Here is a 23,356-nt window from a genome sequence, read left to right on the forward strand (position 1 = left end):
CCTGCGCTTCGCCATCCGTGAAGGCGGCCGTACCGTGGGTTCGGGCGTCGTGGCCAAGATCCTCGACATCTAAGCCGGACGCAAAGGAATCACCATGGCTACCAAGCAAAAGATCCGCATCCGCCTGAAGGCATTCGACTACAAGCTGATCGACCAGTCGGCCGCTGAAATCGTGGACACCGCCAAGCGCACCGGCGCGATCGTCAAGGGTCCCGTGCCCCTGCCGACCCGCATGAAGCGTTTCGACATCCTGCGTTCGCCGCACGTCAACAAGACGTCGCGCGACCAGCTGGAAATCCGCACGCACCAGCGCCTGATGGACATCGTCGATCCCACCGACAAGACCGTGGACGCGCTGATGAAGCTCGACCTGCCGGCCGGCGTCGACGTCGAGATCAAGCTGCAGTAATTCGACCTCGCGTCGCATTCCGAGCACAGCCCGCCTGCAGAAATGCAGGCGGGCTTTTTTGTGCTTCACGTTTGTTTCTCAAGTGTGGCATCCTCGCGCACCGGCCTGCGGGACGCAGTGCGCCGGGGCTGAAATGAGGGCAGCACACGTGATGAGCCAGAAGTTCTCTTTTGCATTCGGTGCGGCGTGCATCGCGGCAGCATTGCTGGCAGGTTGCGGTGGAGGAGGCGGTGGTGGTGGTGGCGGCGGTGGGTTTCCCATCGGCCTGCCGATCGTGCTGAACCCGGTTGCCCTGAGCGGGAAAGCCACTTACGACTCGGTGCCGAACAACAGCGGGCCCCTCCTGTACGCGAACACCACGGCCAAGCCCGTGCGCGGCGCCACGGTAGAGGTGCTCGATGCCACCACATCGGCGCAGCTCGCGTTGACCACCACGGATGACGGTGGCAATTACGCGGTCTCGGTGCCGGCGAACACGAACATCGCCGTGCGCGTCCGGGCCCAGCTGACCCGGACCGGTCCGGGCGCGACCTGGGATGTCACGGTGCGCGACAACACGCGCAGCGATGCGCTGTACTCGATGCAGTCGGCGAGCTTTTCTTCGGGAAGCGTGGCATTGACGCGCGACCTGCGTGCGGACAGCGGCTGGGGAGGTTCTGGCTACAGCGGGACGCGCGTCGCAGCGCCGTTCGCCGTGCTCGACACGATCTACACCTCCATGCAGAAGGTGCTGTCGGTGGCGCCAGCTTCGGCGTTTCCTGTGCTGAAGGTTTTCTGGAGTGCCGACAACGCGCCGTCCACGTCGATCAACCTCGCGACAGGGCAAATCGGCACGACCTTCTTCTTCAACAACGGAAGCAGCGGTCGGCAGATCTATGTGCTGGGCAAGGAGAACGTCGACACCGACGAGTTCGACACACCGGTGATCGCGCATGAGTGGGGGCACTATTACCAGTCGGCGTTCAGCCGCGACGATTCGATGGGGGGCGAGCATGACGGAACGGATCGTCTCGACCGGCGGCTCGCTTTTTCCGAAGGCTGGGGCAATGCATGGTCGGGCATCGCGCTGAACCGGAGCAGCTACGTGGACTCGACGGGTGCGCAGCAGGGCGACGGCGGGCGGCTGGATCTGTCCGCCGGGCCTCCGACCGGCAACCCGGGCTGGTTCCGCGAACTGTCGGTCCAGGCCATCCTGTGGAACCTCAACCGGCAAGCCGGCTTCAAGCCCATCCACGACACCTTGACCGGCTTCCAGTTCCGAAGCGGCGCGCCGGTCACGTCCATCCACGCTTTCGCCGCCGCGTTCAATGCGACGTCGCCTGGCAACGCCTCGGCGCTGAACAGCCTGTTGGCTGGGCAGGGCATCACTTCCAGCGATGCATTCGGCACGGGCGAATCGAACGACGGCGGGGTGCCAAGAGCGCTGCCGATGTACGGAGCCTTGACGGTTGGTCCGGCGCCGAGCAGTGCCTGCGTCTCCAATGCGGCGGGTACCGGCAACAAGCACGGCAGCATTGCCTACCTGCGCTTCACCGCGCCGGCGAGCCGGGACTACCAGGTCACGGTCGGGGGCGCCACGCTGCCGGACTTCGACGTCTTCCGGGGCGGAGAGATCGCCCGGTCGGGCAATCGGGTCAGCCTGAGTGCGGGTGAGTACGTTCTGGCAGTGCGGGATGCCGCAATGACGAGCTCCTCTGCTTCGCCGCTGTGCCTCAGCGTGCTTGTTCAATAGGAAGGGAAGGCTCGCGATGATCCTGAACACTCGCCTCTCTTTGGCTGCCGCGTTGGCGGCGGGACTTGCACTGTCCGCGCTCCCCGTGTCCGCCCTGGCCGACGGCATGCCGCCGGCGCGCACCACTGCGAAGCTGTCGGCTGCAGCCTCGAAGGATGCGGCCACCCCCTGGGTGACCGCCTTGAGAAAACCCAATGACTCCGGCGTCAAGCTGCAGTACCGGCTGGACGGCGCTCCTCAGGCCGGCAAGCCGACTGTCGTCGTTCTGCAGTTCGACGGCGTCAGCGACCCCGCGGGCGCCAGCGTGACGCTGACGGTCGATGCGGGCCTGACGCTGTCCGGCAGCGCGTCGCTGAGTCTGCCGCCGGGACAGCGCTCCGACACTTCCGTCACGGTGATCAGCCAGGGTGACGGTCTGGCCTACCTGAATGTGTTCATCAAGCAGGCTGGTCGGACCAGTGCCATTTCCATCCCGATCCAGACCGGCGCGGCGGCGCCTGCCATGAAGGCCAATGGCGAGATCAAGTCGCTGCCCGGCGGCGACAACATCATCTCGCTGCCCGCGAAATAGGCCCGAAAGCCACCCGAAACGGGGCCGGAACCCCCTGAATCCGGCCCGAAAAGGGCCACTTGCGCCCCGGTTCGACTGCGGGCTATAATCTCTGGCTCTGCCCTTGTTGCGCCCGTTCGGGCGCCGTTCTGGCAGAGATTTATCAACCTTCTCTCGCAGGCCGGGAAACCAGCCAAACGCTGTCGCCAATTGAAGTGGCAGCGGCGAAGGAAGTCTTCCATTTTTGGAGAAAACAAATGAGTCTGAGCAACTCCCTCGGGTTGCTGGGCCGCAAGGTGGGGATGATGCGTCTCTTCACCGATGACGGGGACGCAGTTCCTGTCACGGTGGTGGATGTGTCCAACAACCGTGTGACCCAGATCAAGTCCCAAGAGACCGATGGCTACGTCGCCCTGCAGGTGACGTTCGGTTCGCGCAAAGCATCGCGCGTGACCAAGCCCCAAGCCGGCCACCTTGCCAAGGCAGGTGTCGAAGCTGGCGAGATCATCCAGGAATTCCGCGTCACCGCCGATACCGCAGGTCAGCACAAGGCTGGCGGCGTGATCGCGGCGAGCAGCGTGTTCTCCGTGGGCCAGAAGGTGGACGTGCAAGGCACGACCATCGGCAAGGGCTACGCCGGCACGATCAAGCGTCACAACATGAGCTCGCAGCGCGCGTCGCACGGTAACAGCCGTTCGCACAACGTGCCCGGCTCGATCGGCATGGCACAAGACCCCGGTCGCGTGTTCCCCGGCAAGCGCATGACGGGCCACCTCGGCGACGTCACCCGCACGACGCAAAACCTCGACGTGTTCCGCATCGACGAAGCACGTCAGCTGCTGCTCATCAAGGGCGCGATCCCGGGTTCGAAGGGTGGCTTCGTCACCGTGCGTCCCGCCATCAAGGCCAAGCCGCAAGCGGCTGAAGGAGCGAAGTAATGCAACTCGAACTCCTGAACGAACAAGGCCAGGCCGCGTCGAAGTACGACGCCCCCGAGACCGTGTTCGGCCGTGACTACAACGAAGACCTGGTTCACCAGATCGTCGTTGCATTCCAGGCCAACGCCCGTCAAGGCACGCGCGCCCAGAAGGACCGCGAACAGGTCAAGCACTCGACCAAGAAGCCTTTCAAGCAAAAGGGAACGGGCCGCGCCCGCGCCGGTATGACGTCCTCGCCCCTGTGGCGCGGAGGCGGCCGGATCTTCCCGAACATGCCTGACGAAAACTTCTCGCAGAAGATCAACAAGAAGATGTACCGCGCCGGCATGGCCTCCATCTTCTCGCAGCTCGCTCGCGAAGGCCGTCTGGCCGTGGTCGATTCGCTGACCGTGGATTCGCCCAAGACGAAGCCGCTGGCAGCCCGTTTCAAGGCAATGAATCTCGAGTCCGTGCTCGTGATCGCCGAAGAAGTCGACGAAAACCTGTACCTTGCCTCGCGCAATCTGGTCAACATCCTCGTGGTCGAACCCCGTTACGCCGATCCGGTGTCGCTGGTTCACTACAAGAAGGTGCTGGTCACCAAGGGTGCCGTCGACAAGCTCAAGGAGATGTTCGCATGAGCCGCGTGAACCCCACCCCTGCACAACGTAAGTTCGACGAAGGCCGTCTCATGAACGTGCTGGTCGCACCGATCGTGTCCGAAAAGGCCACGATGGTCGGCGAGAAGTCGAACGCTGTCACTTTCAAGGTGCTGCAAGACGCCACCAAGCCCGAGATCAAGGCCGCTGTTGAACTGATGTTCAAGGTCGAAGTCCAGGGCGTGTCGGTGCTCAACACCAAGGGCAAGACCAAGCGCTTTGGCAAGTCCATCGGCCGCCGCGACAACGTGCGCAAGGCTTATGTGACGCTGAAGGCCGGTCAAGAGCTCAACCTCGTCGGGGAAGGCGCTTAATCATGGCCGTCATCAAGATGAAACCCACTTCGCCGGGCCAACGCGGCGCGGTGAAGATTTCGCGTGACCACCTGCACAAGGGTGCGCCTCACGCAGCCCTGCTGGAACCCCAGTTCCAGAAGGCCGGCCGTAACAACAACGGTCACATCACGATCCGCCATCGTGGCGGTGGTGCCAAGCACCACTACCGCATTGTCGACTTCGTGCGCAACAAGGACGGCATCCCGGCCAAGGTCGAACGCATCGAGTACGACCCGAACCGCACCGCCCACATCGCTCTGGTCTGCTACGCCGACGGCGAGCGCCGCTACATCATCGCCCCGCGCGGTCTGGAAGCTGGTGCAACCCTGATGTCGGGCGCCGAAGCCCCGATCCGCGCCGGCAACACCCTGCCGATCCGCAACATCCCCGTGGGTTCGACGATCCACTGCATCGAACTGCAACCCGGCAAGGGCGCGCAGATCGCACGTTCGGCCGGTACCTCGGCCACGCTGCTGGCCCGTGAAGGCGTCTACGCCCAGGTCCGCATGCGTTCGGGCGAAGTCCGTCGCATTCACATCGAATGCCGCGCGACCATCGGTGAAGTGGCCAACGAAGAACACAGCCTGCGCCAGCTCGGCAAGGCCGGTGTGAAGCGTCACATGGGTATCCGCCCGACCGTTCGCGGCGTGGTGATGAACCCGGTCGACCACCCGCACGGTGGTGGCGAAGGCAAGACTGGCGAAGGCCGCCATCCTGTCGACCCGTGGGGCAATCTGACCAAGGGCTATCGCACCCGTAACAACAAGCGCACGCAGGTCTTCATCGTGTCGCGTCGCAAGAAGTAAGGGATAGCCAATGACTCGCTCTCTCAAAAAGGGTCCTTTCGTCGACCACCACCTCGTGGCCAAGGCCGACAAGGCCGTGACGAACAAGGACAAGAAGCCGATCAAGACCTGGTCGCGCCGCTCGATGGTTCTGCCCGAGTTCATCGGTCTGACCATCGCTGTGCACAACGGCAAGCAACACGTGCCCGTGTACATCACCGACCAGATGGTCGGCCACAAGCTCGGCGAATTTGCGCTCACGCGCACGTTCAAGGGGCACCCCGCGGACAAAAAAGTCCAGAAGAAGTAAGGAACGACCATGTCTGAAACACGTGCAGTCCTCCGCGGTGTCCGCCTGTCGGTCGACAAGGGCCGTCTGGTCGCGGACCTGATCCGCGGCAAGAAGGTCGATCAAGCGCTCAACGTTCTGCAATTCACGCAGAAGAAGGCCGCTGTGATCATCAAGAAGGTGCTCGAGTCGGCAATTGCCAACGCCGAGCACAACGACGGTGCCGACATCGACGAGCTGAAGGTCAAGACCATCTACGTCGAGCAAGGTGCAACGCTCAAGCGCTTCACGGCGCGCGCCAAGGGTCGCGGCAATCGCATCAGCAAGCCCACGTGCCATGTGTACGTGACGGTTGGCAACTAAGAAGGCCTGGAAGAAATATGGGACAGAAAATCCACCCAACCGGGTTCCGCCTTGCGGTCACCCGTAACTGGTCCAGCCGTTGGTACGCAAGCGACCGCGATTTCGCGGGCATGCTGGCCGAAGACATCAAGGTTCGCGAATACCTGAAGAAGAAGCTGAAGAACGCTTCGGTGTCGCGCGTCATGATCGAGCGTCCCGCCAAGAACGCACGCATCACGATCTACTCGGCTCGTCCGGGCGTCGTGATCGGCAAGAAGGGCGAAGACATCGAGAACCTCAAGCGCGAACTGGGCAAGCAGCTCGGCGTGCCGGTTGCGGTCAACATCGAAGAAGTGCGCAAGCCCGAAATCGATGCGCAGCTGATCGCCGACAGCATCACGCAGCAGCTCGAAAAGCGGATCATGTTCCGCCGCGCCATGAAGCGCGCCATGCAGAACGCCATGCGTCTGGGTGCCCTGGGCATCAAGATCATGTCGGCTGGCCGCCTGAACGGCATCGAAATCGCACGTACCGAGTGGTACCGCGAAGGCCGCGTGCCGCTTCACACCCTGCGCGCCGACATCGACTACGGCACCTCGGAAGCCAAGACCACCTACGGCGTCATCGGCGTCAAGGTCTGGGTCTACAAGGGCGACACGCTGGGTCGCAACGACCTGCCGGCCGTCGAAACGCCGCGTCCGGACGAAGAGCGCCGCCCGCGTGGTCCCCGCCGTGATGGTCGCCCTGGCGACCGTCCGGGTGGCGACCGTCGTGGTCCCGGCCCCCGTGCCGGTGCCCGTGGTCCGATCGGTGGCAACACCGCTCCGGCCGATGGCAGCGACAAGCCCGCAGAAGCAACCGGCGGTGCCGGTGCAGACTCGAAACCCGCCGTTAAGCGCGTCCGCAAAGCCGCGCCCGCTGCAGCAGCGGACGGTGCCAAGACCGAGTAATCGGTCGCTCCCGGGCACGCAAGTGCCTGGGGCCCTCACGGAGTAACAAAACATGCTGCAACCTGCACGCAGAAAGTTCCGCAAGGAACAAAAGGGCCGCAACACCGGCATCGCAACCACGGGTAACTCGGTTGCGTTCGGTGACTTCGGTCTCAAATGCACCGACCGCGGTCGCCTCACGGCGCGCCAGATCGAAGCCGCTCGTCGCGCGATCTCGCGTCACGTGAAGCGCGGTGGCCGTATCTGGATCCGCGTGTTCCCGGACAAGCCGATCTCTACCAAGCCCGCTGAAGTGCGGATGGGTAACGGTAAGGGCAACCCCGAGTACTACGTCGCTGAAATCCAGCCTGGCAAGATCGTGTTCGAGATCGTCGGCGTGCCCGAAGAACTCGCCCGCGAAGCGTTCCGCCTGGCCGCCGCCAAGCTTCCGCTGCGCACGACGTTCGTCGCTCGCCAGCTCGGCGCCTGAGAGGAGAACATCCATGGCAACACGTAAGAAGAAAGAAACCGCGGCTTCGGCCAAGGTGACGAAGGCCGCAACCCTGCGCACGAAGGACGTCGCAGGCCTGCAAGCCGAAATCAAGGATCTGCAGAAGGCCCACTTCGGCCTGCGCATGCAGAAGGCCACGCAACAGCTGTCGAACACCACGACGCTGCGCGTGACGCGTCGCGACATCGCTCGCGCCAAGACCATTCTTGCTCAGAAAGAGCAAGAGACCCAAGCCGCCAAGTAAGGAGTGAACATGACGGAAGCTAAAAAATCCCTCAAGCGCACCTTGATCGGCAAGGTGGTCAGCGACAAGCGTGCCAAGACCGTGACCGTGCTGGTCGAGCGCCGTGTGAAGCACGAGCTCTACGGCAAGATTGTGGCCAAGACGAGCAAGTACCACGCCCATGACGAAAAGGGCGAGTACCACCTCGGCGACACCATCGAGATCACGGAAAGCCGTCCGATCTCGAAGACCAAGAACTGGGTCGTGACCCGTCTGGTCGAGAAGGCCGTCCTGGTCTGATCAGGCACTCGGTCGCCCTCGAGGCAACCCATCCGGAAACGGCCCACAATGTGGGCCGTTTTTCTTTTTCAGGAGCAATTCACATGATCAAAGTCGGCGACACCCTTCCTTCGGCCACCCTGCAGGAATATTCCGAAGTGGAGGGCGAGGGCTGCAGCATCGGCCCGAACCCGGTCGACGTGACCAAGGCCACGGCGGGCAAGACCATCGCGCTGTTCGCACTGCCGGGCGCCTTCACGCCCACCTGCTCGGCCAAGCATGTGCCGGGCTACGTGCAGCACTTCGACGACTTCAAGGCCGCCGGCGTGGACGAGATCTGGTGCGTGAGCGTGAACGACGCGTTCGTGATGGGCGCCTGGGCGCGCGACCAGAAGACCGGCGCCAAGGTGCGCATGCTGGCCGACGGCAGCGCGGACTTCGCGAAGGCCACCGGCCTCACGCTCGACCTGACCGGCCGCGGCATGGGCCTGCGCAGCAACCGCTACTCGATGCTCGTGAAGGACGGCAAGGTCGCGACGCTGAACGTCGAAGGCCCGGGCAAGTTCGAAGTGAGCGACGCCGACACGCTGCTCGCACAAGCTCGCGGCTGAAACCGAATCTTTCGGGGGGGCCGCCGCGCACGGCCGCCCGAAGCGGCCGGCCCGCCCCCGGTAGGGGGTTGGCGCAGCGACACGAAGTGCGCGCAGCCTGGGGGCGAGCCTACAACTCTACTTTGAGGTAGTGAGCCCCGGCGACGGGGTTGTGATAGTAGGGCGGCACCTCCGCGAAGCCCAGGTCTTCGTAGAGGGCGCGCGCCGACTCCATGTCGTCGAGGGTGTCGAGCAGCACGCAGGCATAGCCTGCGCTGCGGGCCGCATCGAGGATGGCCTCGGCCAGCTGCCGGCCGAGCCCGAGCCCCCGGAACCCGGGGCGCACATACAGCCGTTTCATTTCCGCCGCGTTCGCGTAGTCCGTGCTGTCGATCGGGCGCAGCGCGCAGCAGCCCGCCACGTGGGCGAGCGTGCCGTCGGCGCGCTTCAGCGTGGGCGCGGCGCGGCCGGCGTCTTCGTTCACATGGGCGGGATCGACCAGCGCCAGCAGCAAGGTGCCGCGCGGCTCGGCGTACTCGCCGGGGAGTCCGGCCAATTCGCCGTCGAAGTCCTGGAAGTCGAGGTCGATGGCCAGCGAGCCCGCGTAGTCGCGGAAGATGGCGCGCACGGCGTCGACTTCGTGCGGTTCGTCGGGCGTGAGCAGCACCACCGCCGGCGTGTCCGACAGCGGCAGCGGGCGGGAGACGGAAAAGCCGCTCATACGCGCAACGACGCCACCCAGAACGCCACGCCCGCGCACAGCGCGAACAGCACCAGCGCCAGCGTGCGCGACACCGCATCGTCGCGGCTCGGGGCCACGCCGTTGCCATTGCCGTTCCCGTTGGAGGCCGCACCCGCAATCACCAGCTTGTCGCCCGACAGCATCGGCCCGACCAGCCGATGCCGCTTGACCAGCACATAGAACAGCACCGCCAGCACATGCAGGCTCACCAGGGCGATCACGATCCACTTGCCCTGCGCCTTGTGCCAGCCCGTCGCCAGGCTCACCATCGCGCCCGACACGAAGCGGGTCAGCGGCCCGGAGGCGGAAATCTCGTCGTCGGCCATCAGCCCGGTGGCGACCTGCAGGATCAACAGCGCCAGCACCGCGAACACCGACAGCGCGCCCAGCGGCGTGTGGCCGATCAGGTGGTCGGGGTGCGACTTGCCGCGCAGGTAGGCGATGACCGAGCCCGGCGCATAGATGAAGGCCGCGAAGCGCGACCAGCGCCCGCCCACGACCCCCCAGATCAGCCGGAACAGCAGCAGCGCCAGCACGGTGTAGCCGAGGCGGAAATGCCATTCCATGATGCCGTTCAGGCCCGTCACGATCAGGCCGATCACGGCGAAGGCGAGCGCCCAGTGAAAGAGGCGGGTCGGCAGGTCCCAGACGCGTGTGCGGGCCACCGAAAGGGTGTCGGTCATCGAAAAAGGCGCCGGGGCGCGAGGCTGCGGAAGGCGCAGATTAGCAAAGTCCGGCCCGGTCGTTCCACCGGGTTGTTGCTATGCGCCCGACACGGGCAGCCCCTACACTGCCTGCAGCACCGCGTTCGACGGTGCCCAAAACCCCCCACACAAGGACCCACGATGACCCGTTTTGCTTCGTTCGCCCTTGCAGCCGCCTGCGCTGCGATGTCCCTGCCCGCCGCGGCACAGTTTGCCAAGCCCGAAGATGCCATCAAGTACCGCCAGAGCGCGCTGTTCGTGATGGGCCAGCACTTCAGCCGCCTCGGCGCCATGGCCAACGGCCGCGTGCCCTACGACGCTGCCGCCGCTGCCGCCAACGCCGAGATCGTCGCCGACATGGCCAAGCTGCCCTGGGCCGGCTTCGGCGCTGGCACTGAGGGCGGCAAGGCCAAGCCCGAGCTCTGGAAGGAAGCCGCCAAGTTCAAGGAGCACCAGGACAAGGTGATCGCCGAGACCGGCAAGCTGGTGGTTGCCGCCAAGGCCGGCAACATCGACGCCCTCAAGGCCCAGTTCGGCCCGACCGGCGCCAGCTGCAAGGCCTGCCACGACAGCTTCCGCAACCAGTAAGCCGCGGGCTTTGGCCGCGAAAAAGGCGCTCCTCGGAGCGCCTTTTTGTTGGGGGAAGCCGGAAGCTCAGGCCTCGGCCAGGAGCTTTTCGATCAGCTTGTGCAGCTCGGCGAAGTCGGGCTCGCCCACATAGCGCTTCACGATCTCGCCCTTCTTGTTGACGATGAAGGTGGTTGGCGTGAGCTTCACGTCGCCCCAGGCCTGCGCCACGCTGCCGGTGTTGTCGATCGCCACCTTGAACGGCAGCTTGCGGGTTTCGGCGAAGTTGACGACGTAGCTTGGCGGGTCGTAGCTCATGGCCACCGCCAGCGTGTCGTAGCCCTGGGCCTTGTACTTGTCGTAGGTCGAGATCACCTTGGGCATCTCGGCCACGCAGGTCACGCAACTCGTGGCCCAGAAGTTGACCAGCGTGACCTTGCCCTTCAGGTCGGCCGTGCTCTTGGTGGTGCCGTCGAGCAGCACGAAGGTCGAGGCCGGGGCGGCCGTGCTGCCCGAACCGAGGTACACGCCCACGCCGGCGGCCAGGGCGATCACGACGGCGGCGGCAGCGAGGTATTTTTTCATGGGCACCTGAAGGAGAGAGGCGGCGCGATTTTAGTTCCGCGTGCCGGAACGCGTCGGCGCACGCGCTTCATTCCCCGAAGGCCGCTCGATAATCGTCCTCCGATGCCCTCGCTTCCTTTCCCCTCCTGGCCCGTGCTGGCCCTGGCCGCCGCGCTGGGCGCCTGCAGCCCCACCTTCAACTGGCGCGAAGTGCCGATCGCCGACGCCGGCCTGGTCGCGCTGCTGCCCTGCAAGGCCGACCGCGCCCAGCGCGCGGTGCCGCTGGGCGCCGAGTCGGTGCAGGTCGACATGACCGGCTGCGAAGCCGGTGGCGCGACCTTCGCCGTGGCCCATGCCGCCGCCACCAGCCCGGCGCAGGCCGAGGCCTGGCTCACGGCCTGGCGCACGGCCACGCGGGGCCAGCTGGGCGTCGCGCAGGTGATCGAGGGGCCGACGACCTTGCCGCGTGCCACCGCCGTTCCCGCACCGGTCCGGCTCGACGGGCAATCGGCGCAGCAGGGCGTGGCGCCGGTCCAGGTGCTCTGGTTCGCGCAGTCGCAGAAAGACGGCAGCGTGTCGCTCTACCAGGCCACCGTGCTCGGCCGGCCGTCCTCGCCCGAGGCGACCAAGACCTTCTTCGAGGGCCTGCGCCTGCCATGAGCGAGGGCCGGCCGGCGGGCCGCGATGCGCGGGCCAGCTATCGTTTTCATAGCTGTTGCCGCCGCGCGAATCGACACCCCGGCCACACGCCCGAATTGGCCGCCTTCCCCGGCTGCCGCGTTGTGTCCTCGATGTCTCTACTTCCTTTGGGCGCCCCCGCATAATCGACGCGTCGTCCTCCGAGCCGCATGAACAGCATCCTCATCATTGCCCACTCCCCGTTCGCACAGGCGCTGCGGCAGTGCGCGCTGCATGTGTTCCCCGACTGCGAACAGGCCGTCGTGGCCCTCGACGTGCTGCCCAACGTGTCGCCCGAGGAAACGCTGGCCGCCGCGCGCATCACGCTCGCGCAGCAGCTGCATGCCCCGCGCTCGCAAGTGCTGGTGCTGGCCGACGTGTTCGGCGCCACGCCCTGCAATGTCGCGCAGAAGCTGGTGGACGGCGTGCGCTCGCGGCTCGTGGCCGGTGTCAACCTGCCGATGCTGCTGCGCGCCGTCACCTACCGCCACGAACCGCTCGACACGCTGGTACAGCGCGCCCTCGCGGGCGGCACCGCCGGCGTCATGCAGGTGGCGGTGGCGGCTCCCCAGAACCAGGCGAAAAGAAAGCACAGTGATCAAGAAATCCGTGACCATCAGCAATAAGCTGGGCCTGCACGCACGCGCGTCGGCCAAGCTGACCAAGCTCGCCGGCAGCTTCCCCTGCGAGGTGTGGCTGTCGCGCGGCGACCGCCGCATCAACGCCAAGAGCATCATGGGCGTCATGATGCTGGCCGCCGGCCTCGGCGTGACCGTCGAGCTCGAGACCAACGGCCCGCAGGAAGATGAAGCGATGAACGCCATCGTCCAGCTCATGGACGACAAGTTCGGCGAAGGCGAATAAGGACCCGCGCATGACCTTCGCAGTCCACGGTCTCCCGGTCGCCCGTGGCATTGCCATCGGCCGCGCGGTGTTGGTCGTGTCCAGCCGCATCGACGTGGCGCACTACTTCATCAAGCCCGAAGAGATCGAGACCGAGATCGACCGCGTGCGCACCGCGCGCAACGCGGTGGCCGACGAGCTCACCAAGCTGCAGGCCAGCGTGGCGCAGATGGGCCCGAACGACGCGCCGCACGAGCTTGCGGCGTTGCTCGAGGTGCACCAGATGCTGCTGCAGGACGACGTGCTCAGCGGCGGCGTGAAGCACTGGATCAGCGAGCGGCTGTACAACGCCGAATGGGCGCTGACCACGCAGCTCGAGATCATCGCGCGCCAGTTCGACGAGATGGAGGACCCGTACCTGCGCGAGCGCAAGGCCGACCTCGAACAGGTGGTCGAGCGCATGCTGCATCGCATGAAGGGCACGGCCGCCGTGCTCGCGCCGAGCCCGCCGCGGCGCAAGCGCGCTGCCGCCCATCACGACCACGACGACGAAGACGACGACCCCACCGCGGGCGACGGTTTCGACGTGCCGCTGGTGCTCATCGCGCACGACCTCTCGCCGGCCGACATGCTGCAGTTCAAGAAGAGCGTGTTCGCGGGCTTCGTGACCGACGTGGGCGGGCGCACCTCGCACACCGCCATCGTCGCGCGCAGCATGGACATCCCGGCCATCGTCGGCGCTCGCTCCGCGAGCCAACTGGTGCGCCAGGACGACTGGGTCATCATCGACGGCGAGGCCGGCGTGATGATCGTCGACCCGTCGCCGATCATCCTGGCCGAGTACGGCTTCAAGCAGCGCCAGGGCGACCTCGAACGCGGGCGGCTCGCGCGGCTGCGCCACAAGCCCGCCGTCACGCTCGACGGCCAGCGCGTCGACCTGCTGGCCAACATCGAGATGCCCGAGGACACGGCCGGCGCCGTCAAGGCCGGCGCCGTGGGCGTGGGCCTCTTTCGCAGCGAATTCCTCTTCATGGGCCGCGAGAACTCGGCGCGCCAGACCCGCCTGCCCGACGAGGAAGAGCAGTACCAGGCCTACAAGCGCGCGGTCGAGGGCATGCAGGGCATGCCCGTCACCATCCGCACCATCGACGTGGGCGCCGACAAGCCGCTGGACGGCAAATCGGGCAGCAAGCAGGAGCACCTGAACCCCGCGCTCGGCCTGCGTGCCATCCGCTGGAGCCTGGCCGATCCGGCGATGTTCCTCACGCAGCTGCGCGCCATCCTGCGTGCGGCGGCGCACGGCGAGATCCACCTGCTCATTCCGATGCTCGCGCACGCCAGCGAGATTCGCCAGACGCTGTCGCTGATCGACTTCGCGCGCGCCGAACTCGACAACCGCGGCGCGGTGTACGGCCCGGTCAAGCTTGGCGCCATGATCGAGATCCCGGCCGCCGCGCTCACGCTCAAGACCTTCCTGAAGCACTTCGACTTCCTGTCGATCGGCACCAACGACCTGATCCAGTACACGCTGGCCATCGACCGCGCCGACGAGGCCGTTGCCCACCTCTACGACCCCGCACACCCCGCAGTGCTCAAGCTCGTGGCCGACACCATCACCGAGTGCCGCCGCCAGGGCAAGGGCGTGTCGGTGTGCGGCGAGATGGCCGGCGATGTCGCCTTCACGCGCCTGCTGCTGGGCCTGGGCCTGCGCAGCTTCTCCATGCACCCCTCGCGCATCCTCGCCGTGAAGCAGGAAGTGCTGCGCGCCGACACCGGCAAGCTCGAGCCCTGGGCGCAGGGCGTGCTCGACGCGGACGATCCCGCCGCGGCACTCGCGGGCTGAGCCCGCAACCCCGCCCTTCGCGGCGGGACGCAAGCACCAGGAACACCACGGAACCGGCTTTGCCGGGCCGTCGGTGTTGCCCCCGGTAGGGGGTTGGCGAAGCGACACGAAGTGCGCGCAGCCTGGGGGCGAGCCAACTCTGACGAAACAAACCGAAATATGGCGATACGGCGGTGAAAGGACTCGCGGCGCCTTGACGCGCACCATCAGGTCTCCTCTTCCAACCCCTGAAAGAAAGGCCTGCATCATGATCGTCAAGTCGTCCTTCTCCCTCGCCCAGCTCATCGCTGTCGGTTCCTTCGCCATGCTCGCCGCCGCCGGCGCCAAGGCTGAAAGCTACGAGGGCGTCCACGCGCCCGTGTCGGCCATGAGCCGCGCCGATGTCAACGCCGAAGCCGTGCGTGCCGCCGCCGCCCCCGACCAGAACGTCGTGCGCGGTTCGCGTGGCCCCGAGACCGTGGCCGTGTCGACCGACCGCGCCCGCGTCATCGCCGAAGCCGTGCGCACCGCCGCCGCCCCCGACCAGAACGTGACCTCCGGCTCGCGCGTGAACAGCAAGGTCATCTCGACGATGCAGAACCCCGTCGACGCGCGTGCCGCCGCCGCACGCGACAGCGGCAACCGTCTCTGAGCCGACGATGCGGCGCCCCGGGCGGCGCCGCCGTCGCCTCGTCCATCACTGAAGCAGCCCCGCGCAGGGGCGCATGAAGGAGCACCCCATGAAGCACTGGATCAAACGAACCCTGTTCGGATTCGCCGGCCTGGCCGTCGTCGCCGGCAGCATCGCCGGCTGTGCCGGCCATCGCCACGGCTGGGGCGGCGACAGCGCCGAGTTCCGCGCCAAGATGGTCGAGCGCGTCGGCAGCAAGCTCGAGCTCGATGCCGCGCAAAAGCAGAAACTCACCGTGCTGGCCGAGAAGCTGCAGGCGCAGCGCCAGGCCATGCGCGGTGCGGGCGGATCGGGCGATCCGCGCTCGCAGTTCAAGGCGCTGTTCGCGGGCAACACGCTCGACCAGGCCGGCGCCGCACGCCTGATCGAAGAGAAGACCGCCGTGGTGCGCACCGGCAGCCCCGAGGTCATCGCCGCCGCGGCCGATTTCTTCGACCACCTGAATCCGGCGCAACAGCAGAAGGTGCGCGACTTCATGGAGCGCGGCGGCCGCCGCTGGTCCCGCCATGGCTGAAATGGGCTCGCCCCCGGGCTGGGCGCGCTTCGTGTCGCTGCATCGACCTGCTCTGCGGGCGCCGCAGCAGCACGTGGGTTCCGCGGTGTCCCGCGAACTGGCGGTAGTGCCGGCCGTGGACGGCGTGCGCACCGTGCTGCGCTTCGAAGGCGCGGTGGTGCTCGCGGTGGCGCTGGTCGGCTATGCCCAGTTCGGCATGGGCTGGGGCGTGTTCGCGCTCTGGCTGTTCGCGCCCGACCTTTCGCTGCTCGGCTACCTCGCGGGGCCGCGTGTCGGCGCGGCGCTGTACAACGCGGCGCATGCGCTGATCGGACCCGTGCTGCTGCTGGCGCTCGGCGTGTTCGCGGCACAGCCGTGGGCGGTGGCCGGGGGCCTGATCTGGCTGGCCCGCGTCGGGCTCGACCATGCGCTGGGCTTCGGCCTGAAGTACGCGACGGGCTTTGCGTCCACCCACCTCGGCCGCATCGGCCGCGCCGATCCGTGGTGAGTGCCGTGGCCCGTTCGCGTCCCTTGATGCGCCCTGCGCTCGCGCGCACCGTGATGCTGGGCGAGGCGTTCACGCTCGCCGCCGCGTCGGCGGTGCACGGCGGCTGGCTCGGGGCCGGCCACGCGCATCCGCAGGCGCGCACCGCCGAGGCCGTGATCGCCACCGTGCTGGTGCTCGCGGCGCTCGAAACCTGGCGCCGCCCCGCGCATGCCCGCACGGCGGCGATCGCCGGACAGGGCTTTGCCCTGCTGGGCACGCTGGTCGGGCTGGGCACCATCGTCGCGGGCATCGGCCCGCGCACGGTGCCCGACGTGGTCTACCACGTGCTCTTGCTCGCCGGCCTCACCGCCGGCCTGGTCTGGACGGTGCGATGCCGGCCGGATTGATTGCAAGCCTTGCCATTCGCGCTCTCTTTGCCAGGAGGCACAATCCCGCCATGCCGCGCATCCTGCTGATCGACGACGACGAACACCTCGCCGCGCCGCTGACCACCTACTTCGCACGCTTCGGCTGCACGCTCGACAGCGCCAAGCGCCCGAGCGAAGGCATCGCCAAGCTGCGCGCGGGGCACTACGACGCGGCCATCCTCGACGTCATGCTGCCCGAGATGGACGGCTTCGAACTGTGCCGCGAGATCCGCAAGGAAAGCGACATCCCCATCGTGATGCTCACCGCGCGCGGCGAGGTGATGGACCGCGTGGTCGGCCTCGAACTCGGCGCCGACGACTACGTGCCCAAGCCCTTCGAGCCGCGCGAACTCGTGGCGCGCGTGCAGACCATCCTGCGCCGCCAGCGCAGCGCGCCGGCGGCCGCCGCCGCCAACGCGCAACTGCGCGTGTTCGACGGCCTGTCGATCGACCTCGACCGGCGCCAGGTGTTGCGCCACGGCGAGCGCGTGGAGCTCACCGGCACCGAGTTCGACCTGCTCGCGCTGCTGGCCGGCGAGCCCGGCAAGGTGTTCAGCCGCGACGACATCCTCAACCGGCTGCGCGGCCACGAGGCCGAGCTCTTCACGCGCGCGGTCGACATCGTGGTGAGCCGGCTGCGCAAGAAGCTCGAGCCGCTCGATTGCATCAAGACGCTGCGCAACGCCGGCTACGCGCTGGCCGTGGCGCCGGGCGAGCCTTCTTCATGAGATTTCCCCGCAGGCGCGCAGGCGCCGTGCCCGCCGACAACGAAGGCCTGTGCCCCGGCAAGGAGCGCCGCCGGCACTGGCACGCGCGCATGCACGCGCACATGCAGCAGCGCTGGCGCAGCTCGGTGCGCGTGCGGATCGTGATGATGTTCGTGGTGCTCGCGCTCGTGATGGCCGCGGTGTTCGTGGGCGGCATGAAGCGCTCGTTCTCCAGCACCTGGGCCGAGGCCGCGCAGCCGATGCTGATGGACTACGCCGACCGCCTCGTTGCCGAACTCGGCACGCCGCCCGACACGGTGCGCGCGCAGGCGCTGGTCGACCGGCTCCCGATCACGATCCGCATCACCGGGCCCAGCGTGAATTGGGAGTCGAACCCCGGCAACGACATGCACGCGCGCGGCGGCTGGTTCTACGACCGCGACCGCGAGGAGTCGATGTTCTCCACCGAGCGCTGGTTCGTGCGCCCCACGGCCGACGGGCACAAGGTCATCTTCGGCTGGGCGCCCCGGCTGTGGCAGCTCGCGCCGCGTGCGGCGGGCTGGACCACGCTGTGCGTGCTGCTGTTGCTCGTGGTGGTGGCCTACGCGCTGGTGAGCCGGCTGCTGCGTCCGCTGATCGACATCCGCGAGGGCGCGCAGCGCTTCGGCCGCGGCGAGTTCACGCAGCCCATTCCGATCCGCCGCAACGACGACCTGGGCGACCTCGCGCAGCGCGTCAACACCATGGCCAGCGACATCCAGGCCATGCTCGATGCCAAGCGCGGCCTGCTGCTGGCGCTGAGCCACGAGCTGCGCTCGCCGCTCACGCGGGCCCGGCTCAACGCCGAGCTTCTGCCCGCCACGCCCGAAGGCGAGGCCGAGCGCGAGGCGCTGCTGCGCGACCTCAACGAGATGCGCGACCTGATCAGCGACCTGCTCGAAAGCGAACGCCTGGCCAGCCCGCATGCCGCGCTGCAGCGCGAGCCGGTCGACCTGGCTGCGCTGGTGCGCGAGATCGTGGCCGAGATGCCCGGTGCGCAGGCGGTGCAACTCGACCTCGCGGACGGCCTGGCGCCGCAGCCCGTCGACCGCATGCGCGTGCGCCTGATGGTGCGCAACCTGCTGGACAACGCGCTGCGTTACAGCGCCGGCGCACCGCAGCCACCGACCGTGAGCTTGCGCGCGCCGGCCGACGGCGGTGCCGAGCTGGAGGTGCGCGACTTCGGGCCCGGCGTGGACGACGCGCAGCTCGAGCGCCTGACCGAGCCTTTCTATCGCACCGACGGCGCGCGGGCGCGCGCCACCGGTGGTGTCGGCCTGGGCATGTACCTGTGCCGGCTCATCGCCGAAGCCCACGGCGGGCGGCTCACGGTGCGCAACGCGCACCCGGGCCTGCAGATCAGCGTGCGGTTCGGCTGAGGCGCGTGGTCGCCGCTTCGTCGGCGGACCAACCCCCGCCGAGCGCGTGGTACAGCGCCACGCTGGCCTGCAACCGTGCCTGCAGCAACTGCGCGCGCGCGTCCTGCGCGGCGAACAGCGTGCGCTGCGCATCGAGCAGCGTGAGCAGCGTCTCGGCACCCGCGCGGTAGCGCGACTCGGCGAGCGTGCGCGCGCGCTCGGCCTGTGCCAGTTCCTCGTCCTGCGCGGCGCGCTGCGTGTCGAGCGCGGCCACGGCGTCGAGTGCGGTCAGCGCATCGGTGAAGGCGGCCACGGTGGCGGCGCGGTAGGTCGCGAGCAGCTCTTCGCGCCGTGCGGCCGACAGGTCACGCGCCGCGGCGCGCCGGCCGCCGTCGAAGACCGGCGCCGCGAGCGCCGTCGCCAGGCTGTACACCGGGTGATCGAACAGCGTGCCGAAGCGCGGCCCCGCCGCCGAAAGGCCGGCGCTCAGCGTGAGCGTGGGGAACATCGCCGTGCGCGCCGCCGCTACATCCGCATCGGCCGCGGCCAATGCGGCCTCGGCGCGTGCGATGTCGGGCCGGCGCGCGAGCAGGTCAGCCGGCAGGCCGACGTCCACCGCGGGCAGCGCGAGCTGCTGCAGGCTGGTGGCCGTGATCCGCACCTCGCTGCCGGCCTGGCCGAGCCAGCGCGCCATGCGGATGTCGGCCGCGCGCGACTGCTGGTGCAGCGTGGCGGCCGTGCGCCGCTGCGACGCGACGATGCCGCGCTGCTGCGCAAGCTCGAGCGGCGAGGCCGCGCCCGCGCGCGCACGGGCCTCGACCAGCTGCAGCAGCCGTTCGGCATCGTCCAGGCTGCGCCGCGCGATGGCCGTGCGCTCACGCAGGCCCAGCGCTTCGAGCCAGGCCGCACCCGCGCCTGCGCGCAGTGCGAGCCGCACCGCATCGCGGTCGAAGGCGCTGGCCTGTCGCGAGGCGCCGGCACTGTCGCGCTGTGCACGCAGGCGGCCCCACAGGTCGACCTCGTAGCGCGCATCGAGCCCGAGCGCGCGCCGGTTGCCGCTCACGTTCGCATTGCCGCCGAGCCGGCCTTGGCGCTGCACATCGGCGGTGGCCGACAGCTCGGGCCAGGCCGAGGCGCCAGTGATGCGCTCCTGCGCTTCGGCCTGGCGCAGGCGGGCTTCGGCGGCGTCGCCGTCGGGGTTGCCGGCATCGACCGCGGCAACGAAGGCCGGCAGCTCGGTGCTGCCGAAGCCGCCCCACCACGGGTCTGCGACGGGGGCTGCAGTGGCGGGCGCATCGGCCGATGGCGTCGCGCAGCCCGCGAGCAGCAACAGCGCCGCCAGGGCCAGCGCGGCGGGAGAGAAGAAAAGGCGCGTCATGGCATTCGTTATTCGGAAGACAGGGCCGCGACCGGGTCGAGCGCGGCGGCCTTGCGGGCCGGCATGAAGCCGAACACCAGGCCGGTGAGCACGGCGCAGCCGAAGGCGCCTGCGATGGCCGTGAGGGAAAAGATCACCGGCACGTTCCACACGATGAGCGCGGCGCCCACGAGCAGCCCGCCCACCACGCCCGCGACGCCGCCGGTCACGGTGACCAGCACCGCCTCGACGAGGAACTGGCGCAGGATGTCGCGCTGGCGTGCGCCGGTGGCCATGCGGATGCCGATCTCGCGCGTGCGTTCGCGCACGGTCATGAGCATCACGTTCATCACGCCGATGCCGCCGACCACCAGCGACACCGCCGCGATCAGCCCGAGCATCACGGTCATGGTGCGCTGGGTCTGCGCGCGCGCCTTGATCGATTCGGTCTGGTTGAACACCTGCACGTCGCGCACGTGGCGCTGCGCGGCCAGCACTTCGACGATCTCGGCCGCCGTCTCCGAGGCCTTGTCGACGTCGTGCACGGCCACCGCCACCCAGGTCGGATGGTTGCTGCCGTACAGCCGCGCGGCGGCGGTGGAGAAGGGCACGATCACGCGCTCGTCCTCGCTGGCCTGGCCGCCGCCCGCGCCCTTGGCGGCGAGCACGCCCAGCACGTCGAAGGGCACGTTGTCCAGCAGGATGCGCTGGCCCACCGGGTCGGTGCCGTCGGCGAACAGCGCGGCCTGCACGCGCTCGCCGATCACCGCGACCTTGGCCAGGCTCTGCTCGTCGCTCTCGTCGAAGAAGATGCCGCGCGCGGTCGGCCACTTCAGCGCCTGCTCGAAGTCGGTGGTGGCGCCGCCGCCCTCGGTGCGGTGGTCCACGTTGCCGCGCCGCGCGACCACGAAGCCCTCGATGTACGGCATGGCCACGCGCACGTTGGGCAGCCGGCGGATCGTGTCGACATCGGCCAGCGTGAGCTTGCCGCCGCGCCCGCGCGCGCTGTCGGGAATGGCGGCCACGTACATCTTGTCGGCGCCGAACAGCGAGATCTGCTTCATCACTGCCTCCTGCGAGCCGGTGCCGACCGCGAGCATCACGATGACCGAGGCCACGCCAATCACGATGCCCAGCAGCGTGAGGCCGGTGCGAAAGCGGTGGATCCACATCACGCGCCAGGCCGCACGCAGCGCCTCGTGCAGCTCGGAGAGCAGGGCGCGCGGCGTGTCGGCGGCGTCGGCTGTGTGCGAGGGCGAGAGCAGCGGAAGTGGCTCTGGTGGCGCTTCGACGGGCGCGCGCCCGCTGTCCGACACGATGCAGCCGTCGCGGATCTCGATCACGCGGCGCGCGCGCTGCGCCACCTCGCGGTCGTGCGTGATGAGGATCACGGTGTGGCCGGCGGCGGCCATCTCGTCGAGCAGTGCCATCACCTCTTCGCCGCTGCGCGAGTCGAGCGCGCCGGTGGGCTCGTCGGCCAGCACGATGCGCCCGCCGTTCATGAGCGCGCGCGCGATCGACACGCGCTGCTGCTGGCCGCCCGAGAGCTGGTGCGGCCGGTGGCCCAGCCGATCGCCCAGGCCCAGGCGCGTGAGCAGCCCGCGTGCGCGCGAGGCGCGCTCGGCGGGCGCCGCGCCGGCGTAGATGGCGGGCATCTCGACGTTCTCCTGCGCCGACTCGGTGGAGATCAGGTGGTAGCCCTGGAACACGAAGCCGAAGGCCTCGCGCCGCAGCCGCGCGAGCGCGTCGGCGTCCATGCCGGCCACGTCCTGGCCGGCGAACAGGTAGCGCCCGCCGGTCGGGCGGTCGAGGCAGCCGAGCAGGTGCATCAGCGTCGACTTGCCCGAGCCCGAACTGCCGACGATGGCGACGAACTCGCCCGCATGCAACTCCAGCGTGATGCCGCGCAGCACCTCGACGGCCGGCGCGCCGTCGTGGCCGCCGTAGGACTTGCGCAGGTCGTGCAGCGCGATCAGCGGGGTCGTGTCCGTCTCGGCCGCACTCACAGCTGGAACTTCCGCGTGCCGCCGCCGGCCGCGCGCTCGCCGGTGATGAGGCGCTCGCCCTCGGCCAGGCCTTCGAGCACTTCGCCCGAGAGCCGGTCGCGCACGCCGATGCGCACCTCGCGCGGCGCGGGCTGGCCGTCGGGGCCGAGCACGCGCGCGGTGAAGCGCCCGGCCTGGCCCTTCACGGCCGTGAGCGCGGGCAGCGGTGCCACCACCACGTTGCGCGCCGAGGCGGCGACGAAGCTCACCTGCGCGGTCATCTGCGGCATGAGCTCGCCGTCGGCGTTGTCCACGTCGAACAGCACCGTGTAGAGCACGACCTTGCTGGCGGCGGGCGCCTGCGGCGCGTCGCCGCCGCTCTTGCCCGCGGGCACGGGCGGCGAGGGCAGCACCTGGCGCACCGTGCCTTCCCAGCGGCGGCGGTCGGCGCCGAGCGTGGTGAAGTACACGGCCATGTCGCGCTTCACGCGGCGCACGTCGGCTTCCGAGACCTCGGTCCACACCGTCATGCTCGACAGGTCGGCCACGCGCAGGATGTCGGGCGTCTGGTAGGTGGCGTTGAGCGTCTGGCCCTCGCGCGCCTGCACCGAGACCACGCTGCCGGCCATCGGCGCGTAGATGCGCGTGTAGCCCAGGCGGGCCTCGTCGGCCTTCAGCGTGGCCTGGGTCTGGGCGATCTGGGCTTCGAGGTGCGCGATCTTCGCGGCGGCGGAGGCCAGCGTGGCTTCGGCGGTCTGCACGTCTTCGGCGCGCGTGGCGCCCTCGGCGGCCATCTGCTGCTGGCGTGCGAACTGCTGGCGCGCCAGGCGGTGCTGCGCGTGCTGGTCCGCCAGCTGCGCGCGCAGGCCCGCGAGCGAGGCGCGGCCGGCGTCCACCGTGGCCTGCTGCACGCTGGGGTCGATCTCCACCATCAGCTGGCCCTTCTTCACCGCGTCGCCGGGCTGCACGTGCAGCCGCAGGATCTGGCCCGACACCTGCGCGCCCACGTCCACGTAGCGGCGTGGCTGCAGCGTGCCGATGGCGGTCACGCTGCTTTCGATGTCGCCGCGGCGCAGCACGGCGGTGTCCCAGCCGGGGTCGCGCGGACTCGCCCAAACGTAGGCCACCGCGACGGCGGCCAGGGCCAGCGCCGCGAAGGCGGCGATGCGCAGGCGTGTGCCGGCGCGCGAACGGGAAGCGGGCGCCGTCACCGGGCGTCCCTGCAGAAGAAAGCGAGGGTCATGCAGCTAAGACGTGCGAGGCGCGGAAACGGGTAGCCCGCGCGGTGCCTCATGCGGAATGAGACGTTTCGGGGGACAGGACAAACTTTACAAATCTATA

32 protein-coding genes are annotated in these 23,356 nt (G+C 68.5%); 26 read left to right on the plus strand and 6 right to left on the minus strand.

All coding sequences use genetic code 11. The features are described 5' to 3' along the window. From AC1RGU_RS28265 to AC1RGU_RS28335, 15 genes are all read left to right on the plus strand, one after another. The coding region (locus tag AC1RGU_RS28265) for an EF-Tu C-terminal domain-related protein (protein ID WP_487861899.1) at positions 1-73 on the plus strand (73 nt) is incomplete at its 5' end. Between the two features lie 21 nt (positions 74-94). Next, positions 95-409 (plus strand): 30S ribosomal protein S10, encoded by a 315-nt coding sequence (gene rpsJ / locus AC1RGU_RS28270; protein ID WP_007838118.1) that lies wholly within the window; start codon positions 95-97, stop codon positions 407-409. Positions 410-560: 151 nt separating this feature from the next. Beyond that, positions 561-2,141: a hypothetical protein gene (locus AC1RGU_RS28275; protein ID WP_492699685.1), complete on the plus strand. Its 1,581-nt coding sequence runs from the start codon at positions 561-563 to the stop codon at positions 2,139-2,141. Positions 2,142-2,157: 16 nt separating this feature from the next. After that, the gene (locus tag AC1RGU_RS28280; RefSeq protein WP_492699683.1) at positions 2,158-2,712 is read left to right on the plus strand and encodes a hypothetical protein; all 555 of its coding nucleotides are present in this window, start codon (positions 2,158-2,160) and stop codon (positions 2,710-2,712) included. A gap of 236 nt (positions 2,713-2,948) precedes the next feature. After that, the gene (gene rplC, locus AC1RGU_RS28285) at positions 2,949-3,629 is read left to right on the plus strand and encodes a 50S ribosomal protein L3 (RefSeq protein WP_062478866.1); all 681 of its coding nucleotides are present in this window, start codon (positions 2,949-2,951) and stop codon (positions 3,627-3,629) included. Further along, complete coding sequence (gene rplD, locus AC1RGU_RS28290) at positions 3,629-4,249, plus strand: 50S ribosomal protein L4 (RefSeq protein ID WP_062478869.1); 621 nt, start codon at positions 3,629-3,631, stop codon at positions 4,247-4,249. Before rplC ends, rplD begins: the two co-directional genes overlap by 1 nt. Then, positions 4,246-4,581: a 50S ribosomal protein L23 gene (gene rplW, locus AC1RGU_RS28295; protein WP_056576559.1), complete on the plus strand. Its 336-nt coding sequence runs from the start codon at positions 4,246-4,248 to the stop codon at positions 4,579-4,581. Before rplD ends, rplW begins: the two co-directional genes overlap by 4 nt. A 2-nt stretch (positions 4,582-4,583) precedes the next feature. Further along, entirely contained in the window at positions 4,584-5,408 is an 825-nt protein-coding gene (gene rplB / locus AC1RGU_RS28300) for a 50S ribosomal protein L2 (protein ID WP_056576555.1), read from the plus strand. Between the two features lie 10 nt (positions 5,409-5,418). Next, complete coding sequence (rpsS, locus tag AC1RGU_RS28305) at positions 5,419-5,697, plus strand: 30S ribosomal protein S19 (RefSeq protein WP_062478874.1); 279 nt, start codon at positions 5,419-5,421, stop codon at positions 5,695-5,697. A 9-nt stretch (positions 5,698-5,706) separates the two neighbouring features. Continuing rightward, positions 5,707-6,039: a 50S ribosomal protein L22 gene (rplV, locus tag AC1RGU_RS28310; protein ID WP_007838134.1), complete on the plus strand. Its 333-nt coding sequence runs from the start codon at positions 5,707-5,709 to the stop codon at positions 6,037-6,039. 17 nt (positions 6,040-6,056) lie between these two features. Then, the gene (rpsC, locus tag AC1RGU_RS28315) at positions 6,057-6,968 is read left to right on the plus strand and encodes a 30S ribosomal protein S3 (protein ID WP_062478877.1); all 912 of its coding nucleotides are present in this window, start codon (positions 6,057-6,059) and stop codon (positions 6,966-6,968) included. Between the two features lie 52 nt (positions 6,969-7,020). Further along, the gene (gene rplP, locus AC1RGU_RS28320) at positions 7,021-7,437 is read left to right on the plus strand and encodes a 50S ribosomal protein L16 (RefSeq protein ID WP_007838137.1); all 417 of its coding nucleotides are present in this window, start codon (positions 7,021-7,023) and stop codon (positions 7,435-7,437) included. Positions 7,438-7,492: 55 nt separating this feature from the next. Further along, complete coding sequence (gene rpmC, locus AC1RGU_RS28325; RefSeq protein WP_056577224.1) at positions 7,493-7,702, plus strand: 50S ribosomal protein L29; 210 nt, start codon at positions 7,493-7,495, stop codon at positions 7,700-7,702. A gap of 9 nt (positions 7,703-7,711) precedes the next feature. Then, complete coding sequence (rpsQ, locus tag AC1RGU_RS28330) at positions 7,712-7,981, plus strand: 30S ribosomal protein S17 (RefSeq protein ID WP_062478880.1); 270 nt, start codon at positions 7,712-7,714, stop codon at positions 7,979-7,981. Between the two features lie 83 nt (positions 7,982-8,064). Continuing rightward, positions 8,065-8,571 (plus strand): peroxiredoxin, encoded by a 507-nt coding sequence (locus AC1RGU_RS28335; protein ID WP_070061892.1) that lies wholly within the window; start codon positions 8,065-8,067, stop codon positions 8,569-8,571. A 109-nt stretch (positions 8,572-8,680) separates the two neighbouring features. Here AC1RGU_RS28335 and AC1RGU_RS28340 read toward each other — a convergent pair whose 3' ends face one another. Next, positions 8,681-9,271 (minus strand): GNAT family N-acetyltransferase, encoded by a 591-nt coding sequence (locus AC1RGU_RS28340; RefSeq protein WP_307588261.1) that lies wholly within the window; start codon positions 9,269-9,271, stop codon positions 8,681-8,683. Beyond that, positions 9,268-9,975, minus strand: a complete 708-nt coding sequence (locus AC1RGU_RS28345) for a cytochrome b/b6 domain-containing protein (protein ID WP_492699681.1) — start codon at positions 9,973-9,975, stop codon at positions 9,268-9,270. Before AC1RGU_RS28345 ends, AC1RGU_RS28340 begins: the two co-directional genes overlap by 4 nt. Before the next feature lie 162 nt (positions 9,976-10,137). Here AC1RGU_RS28345 and AC1RGU_RS28350 point away from each other — a divergent pair, with 162 nt between their 5' ends. Continuing rightward, the gene (locus AC1RGU_RS28350) at positions 10,138-10,584 is read left to right on the plus strand and encodes a c-type cytochrome (RefSeq protein WP_307588257.1); all 447 of its coding nucleotides are present in this window, start codon (positions 10,138-10,140) and stop codon (positions 10,582-10,584) included. A 66-nt stretch (positions 10,585-10,650) separates the two neighbouring features. Here AC1RGU_RS28350 and AC1RGU_RS28355 read toward each other — a convergent pair whose 3' ends face one another. After that, the gene (locus AC1RGU_RS28355) at positions 10,651-11,148 is read right to left on the minus strand and encodes a TlpA disulfide reductase family protein (protein WP_489061998.1); all 498 of its coding nucleotides are present in this window, start codon (positions 11,146-11,148) and stop codon (positions 10,651-10,653) included. Positions 11,149-11,250: 102 nt separating this feature from the next. Between AC1RGU_RS28355 and AC1RGU_RS28360 the strand changes: the two genes are divergently transcribed. The 10 genes from AC1RGU_RS28360 (at position 11,251) to AC1RGU_RS28405 (ending at position 18,694) form a co-directional block, all read left to right on the plus strand. After that, positions 11,251-11,787, plus strand: coding sequence for a hypothetical protein (locus AC1RGU_RS28360; protein WP_492699678.1), 537 nt, complete (start codon positions 11,251-11,253; stop codon positions 11,785-11,787). Between the two features lie 188 nt (positions 11,788-11,975). Next, positions 11,976-12,431 carry a PTS sugar transporter subunit IIA gene (locus tag AC1RGU_RS28365; RefSeq protein WP_062478898.1) on the plus strand — a complete coding sequence of 152 codons (456 nt, stop codon included), beginning with the start codon at positions 11,976-11,978 and terminating at the stop codon, positions 12,429-12,431. Continuing rightward, positions 12,400-12,669, plus strand: coding sequence for an HPr family phosphocarrier protein (locus tag AC1RGU_RS28370; protein ID WP_062478901.1), 270 nt, complete (start codon positions 12,400-12,402; stop codon positions 12,667-12,669). The genes AC1RGU_RS28365 and AC1RGU_RS28370 overlap by 32 nt, the downstream gene beginning before the upstream one ends. Positions 12,670-12,679: 10 nt before the next feature. Continuing rightward, positions 12,680-14,491, plus strand: coding sequence for a phosphoenolpyruvate--protein phosphotransferase (gene ptsP / locus AC1RGU_RS28375; protein WP_492687402.1), 1,812 nt, complete (start codon positions 12,680-12,682; stop codon positions 14,489-14,491). Positions 14,492-14,738: 247 nt separating this feature from the next. Further along, positions 14,739-15,122 (plus strand): DUF4148 domain-containing protein, encoded by a 384-nt coding sequence (locus tag AC1RGU_RS28380; protein WP_307588248.1) that lies wholly within the window; start codon positions 14,739-14,741, stop codon positions 15,120-15,122. 88 nt (positions 15,123-15,210) lie between these two features. After that, on the plus strand, positions 15,211-15,675 hold the full coding sequence (locus AC1RGU_RS28385) for a Spy/CpxP family protein refolding chaperone (protein WP_095950136.1): 465 nt from the start codon (positions 15,211-15,213) through the stop codon (positions 15,673-15,675). Then, positions 15,668-16,162 (plus strand): DUF4260 domain-containing protein, encoded by a 495-nt coding sequence (locus AC1RGU_RS28390; protein WP_492699675.1) that lies wholly within the window; start codon positions 15,668-15,670, stop codon positions 16,160-16,162. The genes AC1RGU_RS28385 and AC1RGU_RS28390 overlap by 8 nt, the downstream gene beginning before the upstream one ends. Before the next feature lie 26 nt (positions 16,163-16,188). Continuing rightward, complete coding sequence (locus tag AC1RGU_RS28395; RefSeq protein WP_492699673.1) at positions 16,189-16,548, plus strand: hypothetical protein; 360 nt, start codon at positions 16,189-16,191, stop codon at positions 16,546-16,548. A 50-nt stretch (positions 16,549-16,598) separates the two neighbouring features. Continuing rightward, the gene (locus AC1RGU_RS28400) at positions 16,599-17,297 is read left to right on the plus strand and encodes a response regulator transcription factor (RefSeq protein WP_062478915.1); all 699 of its coding nucleotides are present in this window, start codon (positions 16,599-16,601) and stop codon (positions 17,295-17,297) included. Further along, positions 17,294-18,694, plus strand: a complete 1,401-nt coding sequence (locus tag AC1RGU_RS28405; protein WP_095950133.1) for a sensor histidine kinase — start codon at positions 17,294-17,296, stop codon at positions 18,692-18,694. The genes AC1RGU_RS28400 and AC1RGU_RS28405 overlap by 4 nt, the downstream gene beginning before the upstream one ends. Here the strand turns inward: AC1RGU_RS28405 and AC1RGU_RS28410 are convergent. Genes AC1RGU_RS28410 through AC1RGU_RS28420 form a run of 3 tightly spaced genes read right to left on the minus strand, consistent with a single transcriptional unit; the run spans position 18,675 to position 23,226 of the window. After that, positions 18,675-20,051 carry an efflux transporter outer membrane subunit gene (locus AC1RGU_RS28410; protein WP_492699671.1) on the minus strand — a complete coding sequence of 459 codons (1,377 nt, stop codon included), beginning with the start codon at positions 20,049-20,051 and terminating at the stop codon, positions 18,675-18,677. The two genes, AC1RGU_RS28405 and AC1RGU_RS28410, sit on opposite strands and share 20 nt — an antisense overlap. A gap of 8 nt (positions 20,052-20,059) precedes the next feature. Further along, positions 20,060-22,036, minus strand: coding sequence for a MacB family efflux pump subunit (locus AC1RGU_RS28415; protein ID WP_492699669.1), 1,977 nt, complete (start codon positions 22,034-22,036; stop codon positions 20,060-20,062). Beyond that, complete coding sequence (locus AC1RGU_RS28420) at positions 22,033-23,226, minus strand: efflux RND transporter periplasmic adaptor subunit (RefSeq protein ID WP_492699667.1); 1,194 nt, start codon at positions 23,224-23,226, stop codon at positions 22,033-22,035. The genes AC1RGU_RS28415 and AC1RGU_RS28420 overlap by 4 nt, the downstream gene beginning before the upstream one ends. Positions 23,227-23,356: the final 130 nt, after the last annotated feature.

It is taken from the genome of Variovorax sp. GW823-FHT02B07 (genome assembly GCF_058797695.1).

Coding starts and splice junctions, on each gene's coding strand:
- rplC (WP_062478866.1), top strand. CDS start 2,949: ATGAGTCTGAGCAACTCCCTCGGGTTGCTGGGCCGCAAGGTGGGGATG.
- AC1RGU_RS28380 (WP_307588248.1), top strand. CDS start 14,739: ATGATCGTCAAGTCGTCCTTCTCCCTCGCCCAGCTCATCGCTGTCGGT.
- AC1RGU_RS28340 (WP_307588261.1), bottom strand. CDS start 9,271: ATGAGCGGCTTTTCCGTCTCCCGCCCGCTGCCGCTGTCGGACACGCCG.
- AC1RGU_RS28355 (WP_489061998.1), bottom strand. CDS start 11,148: ATGAAAAAATACCTCGCTGCCGCCGCCGTCGTGATCGCCCTGGCCGCC.
- AC1RGU_RS28345 (WP_492699681.1), bottom strand. CDS start 9,975: ATGACCGACACCCTTTCGGTGGCCCGCACACGCGTCTGGGACCTGCCG.
- AC1RGU_RS28365 (WP_062478898.1), top strand. CDS start 11,976: ATGAACAGCATCCTCATCATTGCCCACTCCCCGTTCGCACAGGCGCTG.
- rpsJ (WP_007838118.1), top strand. CDS start 95: ATGGCTACCAAGCAAAAGATCCGCATCCGCCTGAAGGCATTCGACTAC.
- rplD (WP_062478869.1), top strand. CDS start 3,629: ATGCAACTCGAACTCCTGAACGAACAAGGCCAGGCCGCGTCGAAGTAC.
- AC1RGU_RS28390 (WP_492699675.1), top strand. CDS start 15,668: ATGGCTGAAATGGGCTCGCCCCCGGGCTGGGCGCGCTTCGTGTCGCTG.
- AC1RGU_RS28400 (WP_062478915.1), top strand. CDS start 16,599: ATGCCGCGCATCCTGCTGATCGACGACGACGAACACCTCGCCGCGCCG.
- rplV (WP_007838134.1), top strand. CDS start 5,707: ATGTCTGAAACACGTGCAGTCCTCCGCGGTGTCCGCCTGTCGGTCGAC.
- rpsQ (WP_062478880.1), top strand. CDS start 7,712: ATGACGGAAGCTAAAAAATCCCTCAAGCGCACCTTGATCGGCAAGGTG.
- rplB (WP_056576555.1), top strand. CDS start 4,584: ATGGCCGTCATCAAGATGAAACCCACTTCGCCGGGCCAACGCGGCGCG.
- AC1RGU_RS28410 (WP_492699671.1), bottom strand. CDS start 20,051: ATGACGCGCCTTTTCTTCTCTCCCGCCGCGCTGGCCCTGGCGGCGCTG.
- AC1RGU_RS28280 (WP_492699683.1), top strand. CDS start 2,158: ATGATCCTGAACACTCGCCTCTCTTTGGCTGCCGCGTTGGCGGCGGGA.
- rplP (WP_007838137.1), top strand. CDS start 7,021: ATGCTGCAACCTGCACGCAGAAAGTTCCGCAAGGAACAAAAGGGCCGC.
- AC1RGU_RS28350 (WP_307588257.1), top strand. CDS start 10,138: ATGACCCGTTTTGCTTCGTTCGCCCTTGCAGCCGCCTGCGCTGCGATG.
- AC1RGU_RS28360 (WP_492699678.1), top strand. CDS start 11,251: ATGCCCTCGCTTCCTTTCCCCTCCTGGCCCGTGCTGGCCCTGGCCGCC.
- rpsS (WP_062478874.1), top strand. CDS start 5,419: ATGACTCGCTCTCTCAAAAAGGGTCCTTTCGTCGACCACCACCTCGTG.
- AC1RGU_RS28275 (WP_492699685.1), top strand. CDS start 561: ATGAGCCAGAAGTTCTCTTTTGCATTCGGTGCGGCGTGCATCGCGGCA.
- rpsC (WP_062478877.1), top strand. CDS start 6,057: ATGGGACAGAAAATCCACCCAACCGGGTTCCGCCTTGCGGTCACCCGT.
- AC1RGU_RS28405 (WP_095950133.1), top strand. CDS start 17,294: ATGAGATTTCCCCGCAGGCGCGCAGGCGCCGTGCCCGCCGACAACGAA.
- ptsP (WP_492687402.1), top strand. CDS start 12,680: ATGACCTTCGCAGTCCACGGTCTCCCGGTCGCCCGTGGCATTGCCATC.
- AC1RGU_RS28385 (WP_095950136.1), top strand. CDS start 15,211: ATGAAGCACTGGATCAAACGAACCCTGTTCGGATTCGCCGGCCTGGCC.
- rplW (WP_056576559.1), top strand. CDS start 4,246: ATGAGCCGCGTGAACCCCACCCCTGCACAACGTAAGTTCGACGAAGGC.
- AC1RGU_RS28395 (WP_492699673.1), top strand. CDS start 16,189: ATGCGCCCTGCGCTCGCGCGCACCGTGATGCTGGGCGAGGCGTTCACG.
- AC1RGU_RS28335 (WP_070061892.1), top strand. CDS start 8,065: ATGATCAAAGTCGGCGACACCCTTCCTTCGGCCACCCTGCAGGAATAT.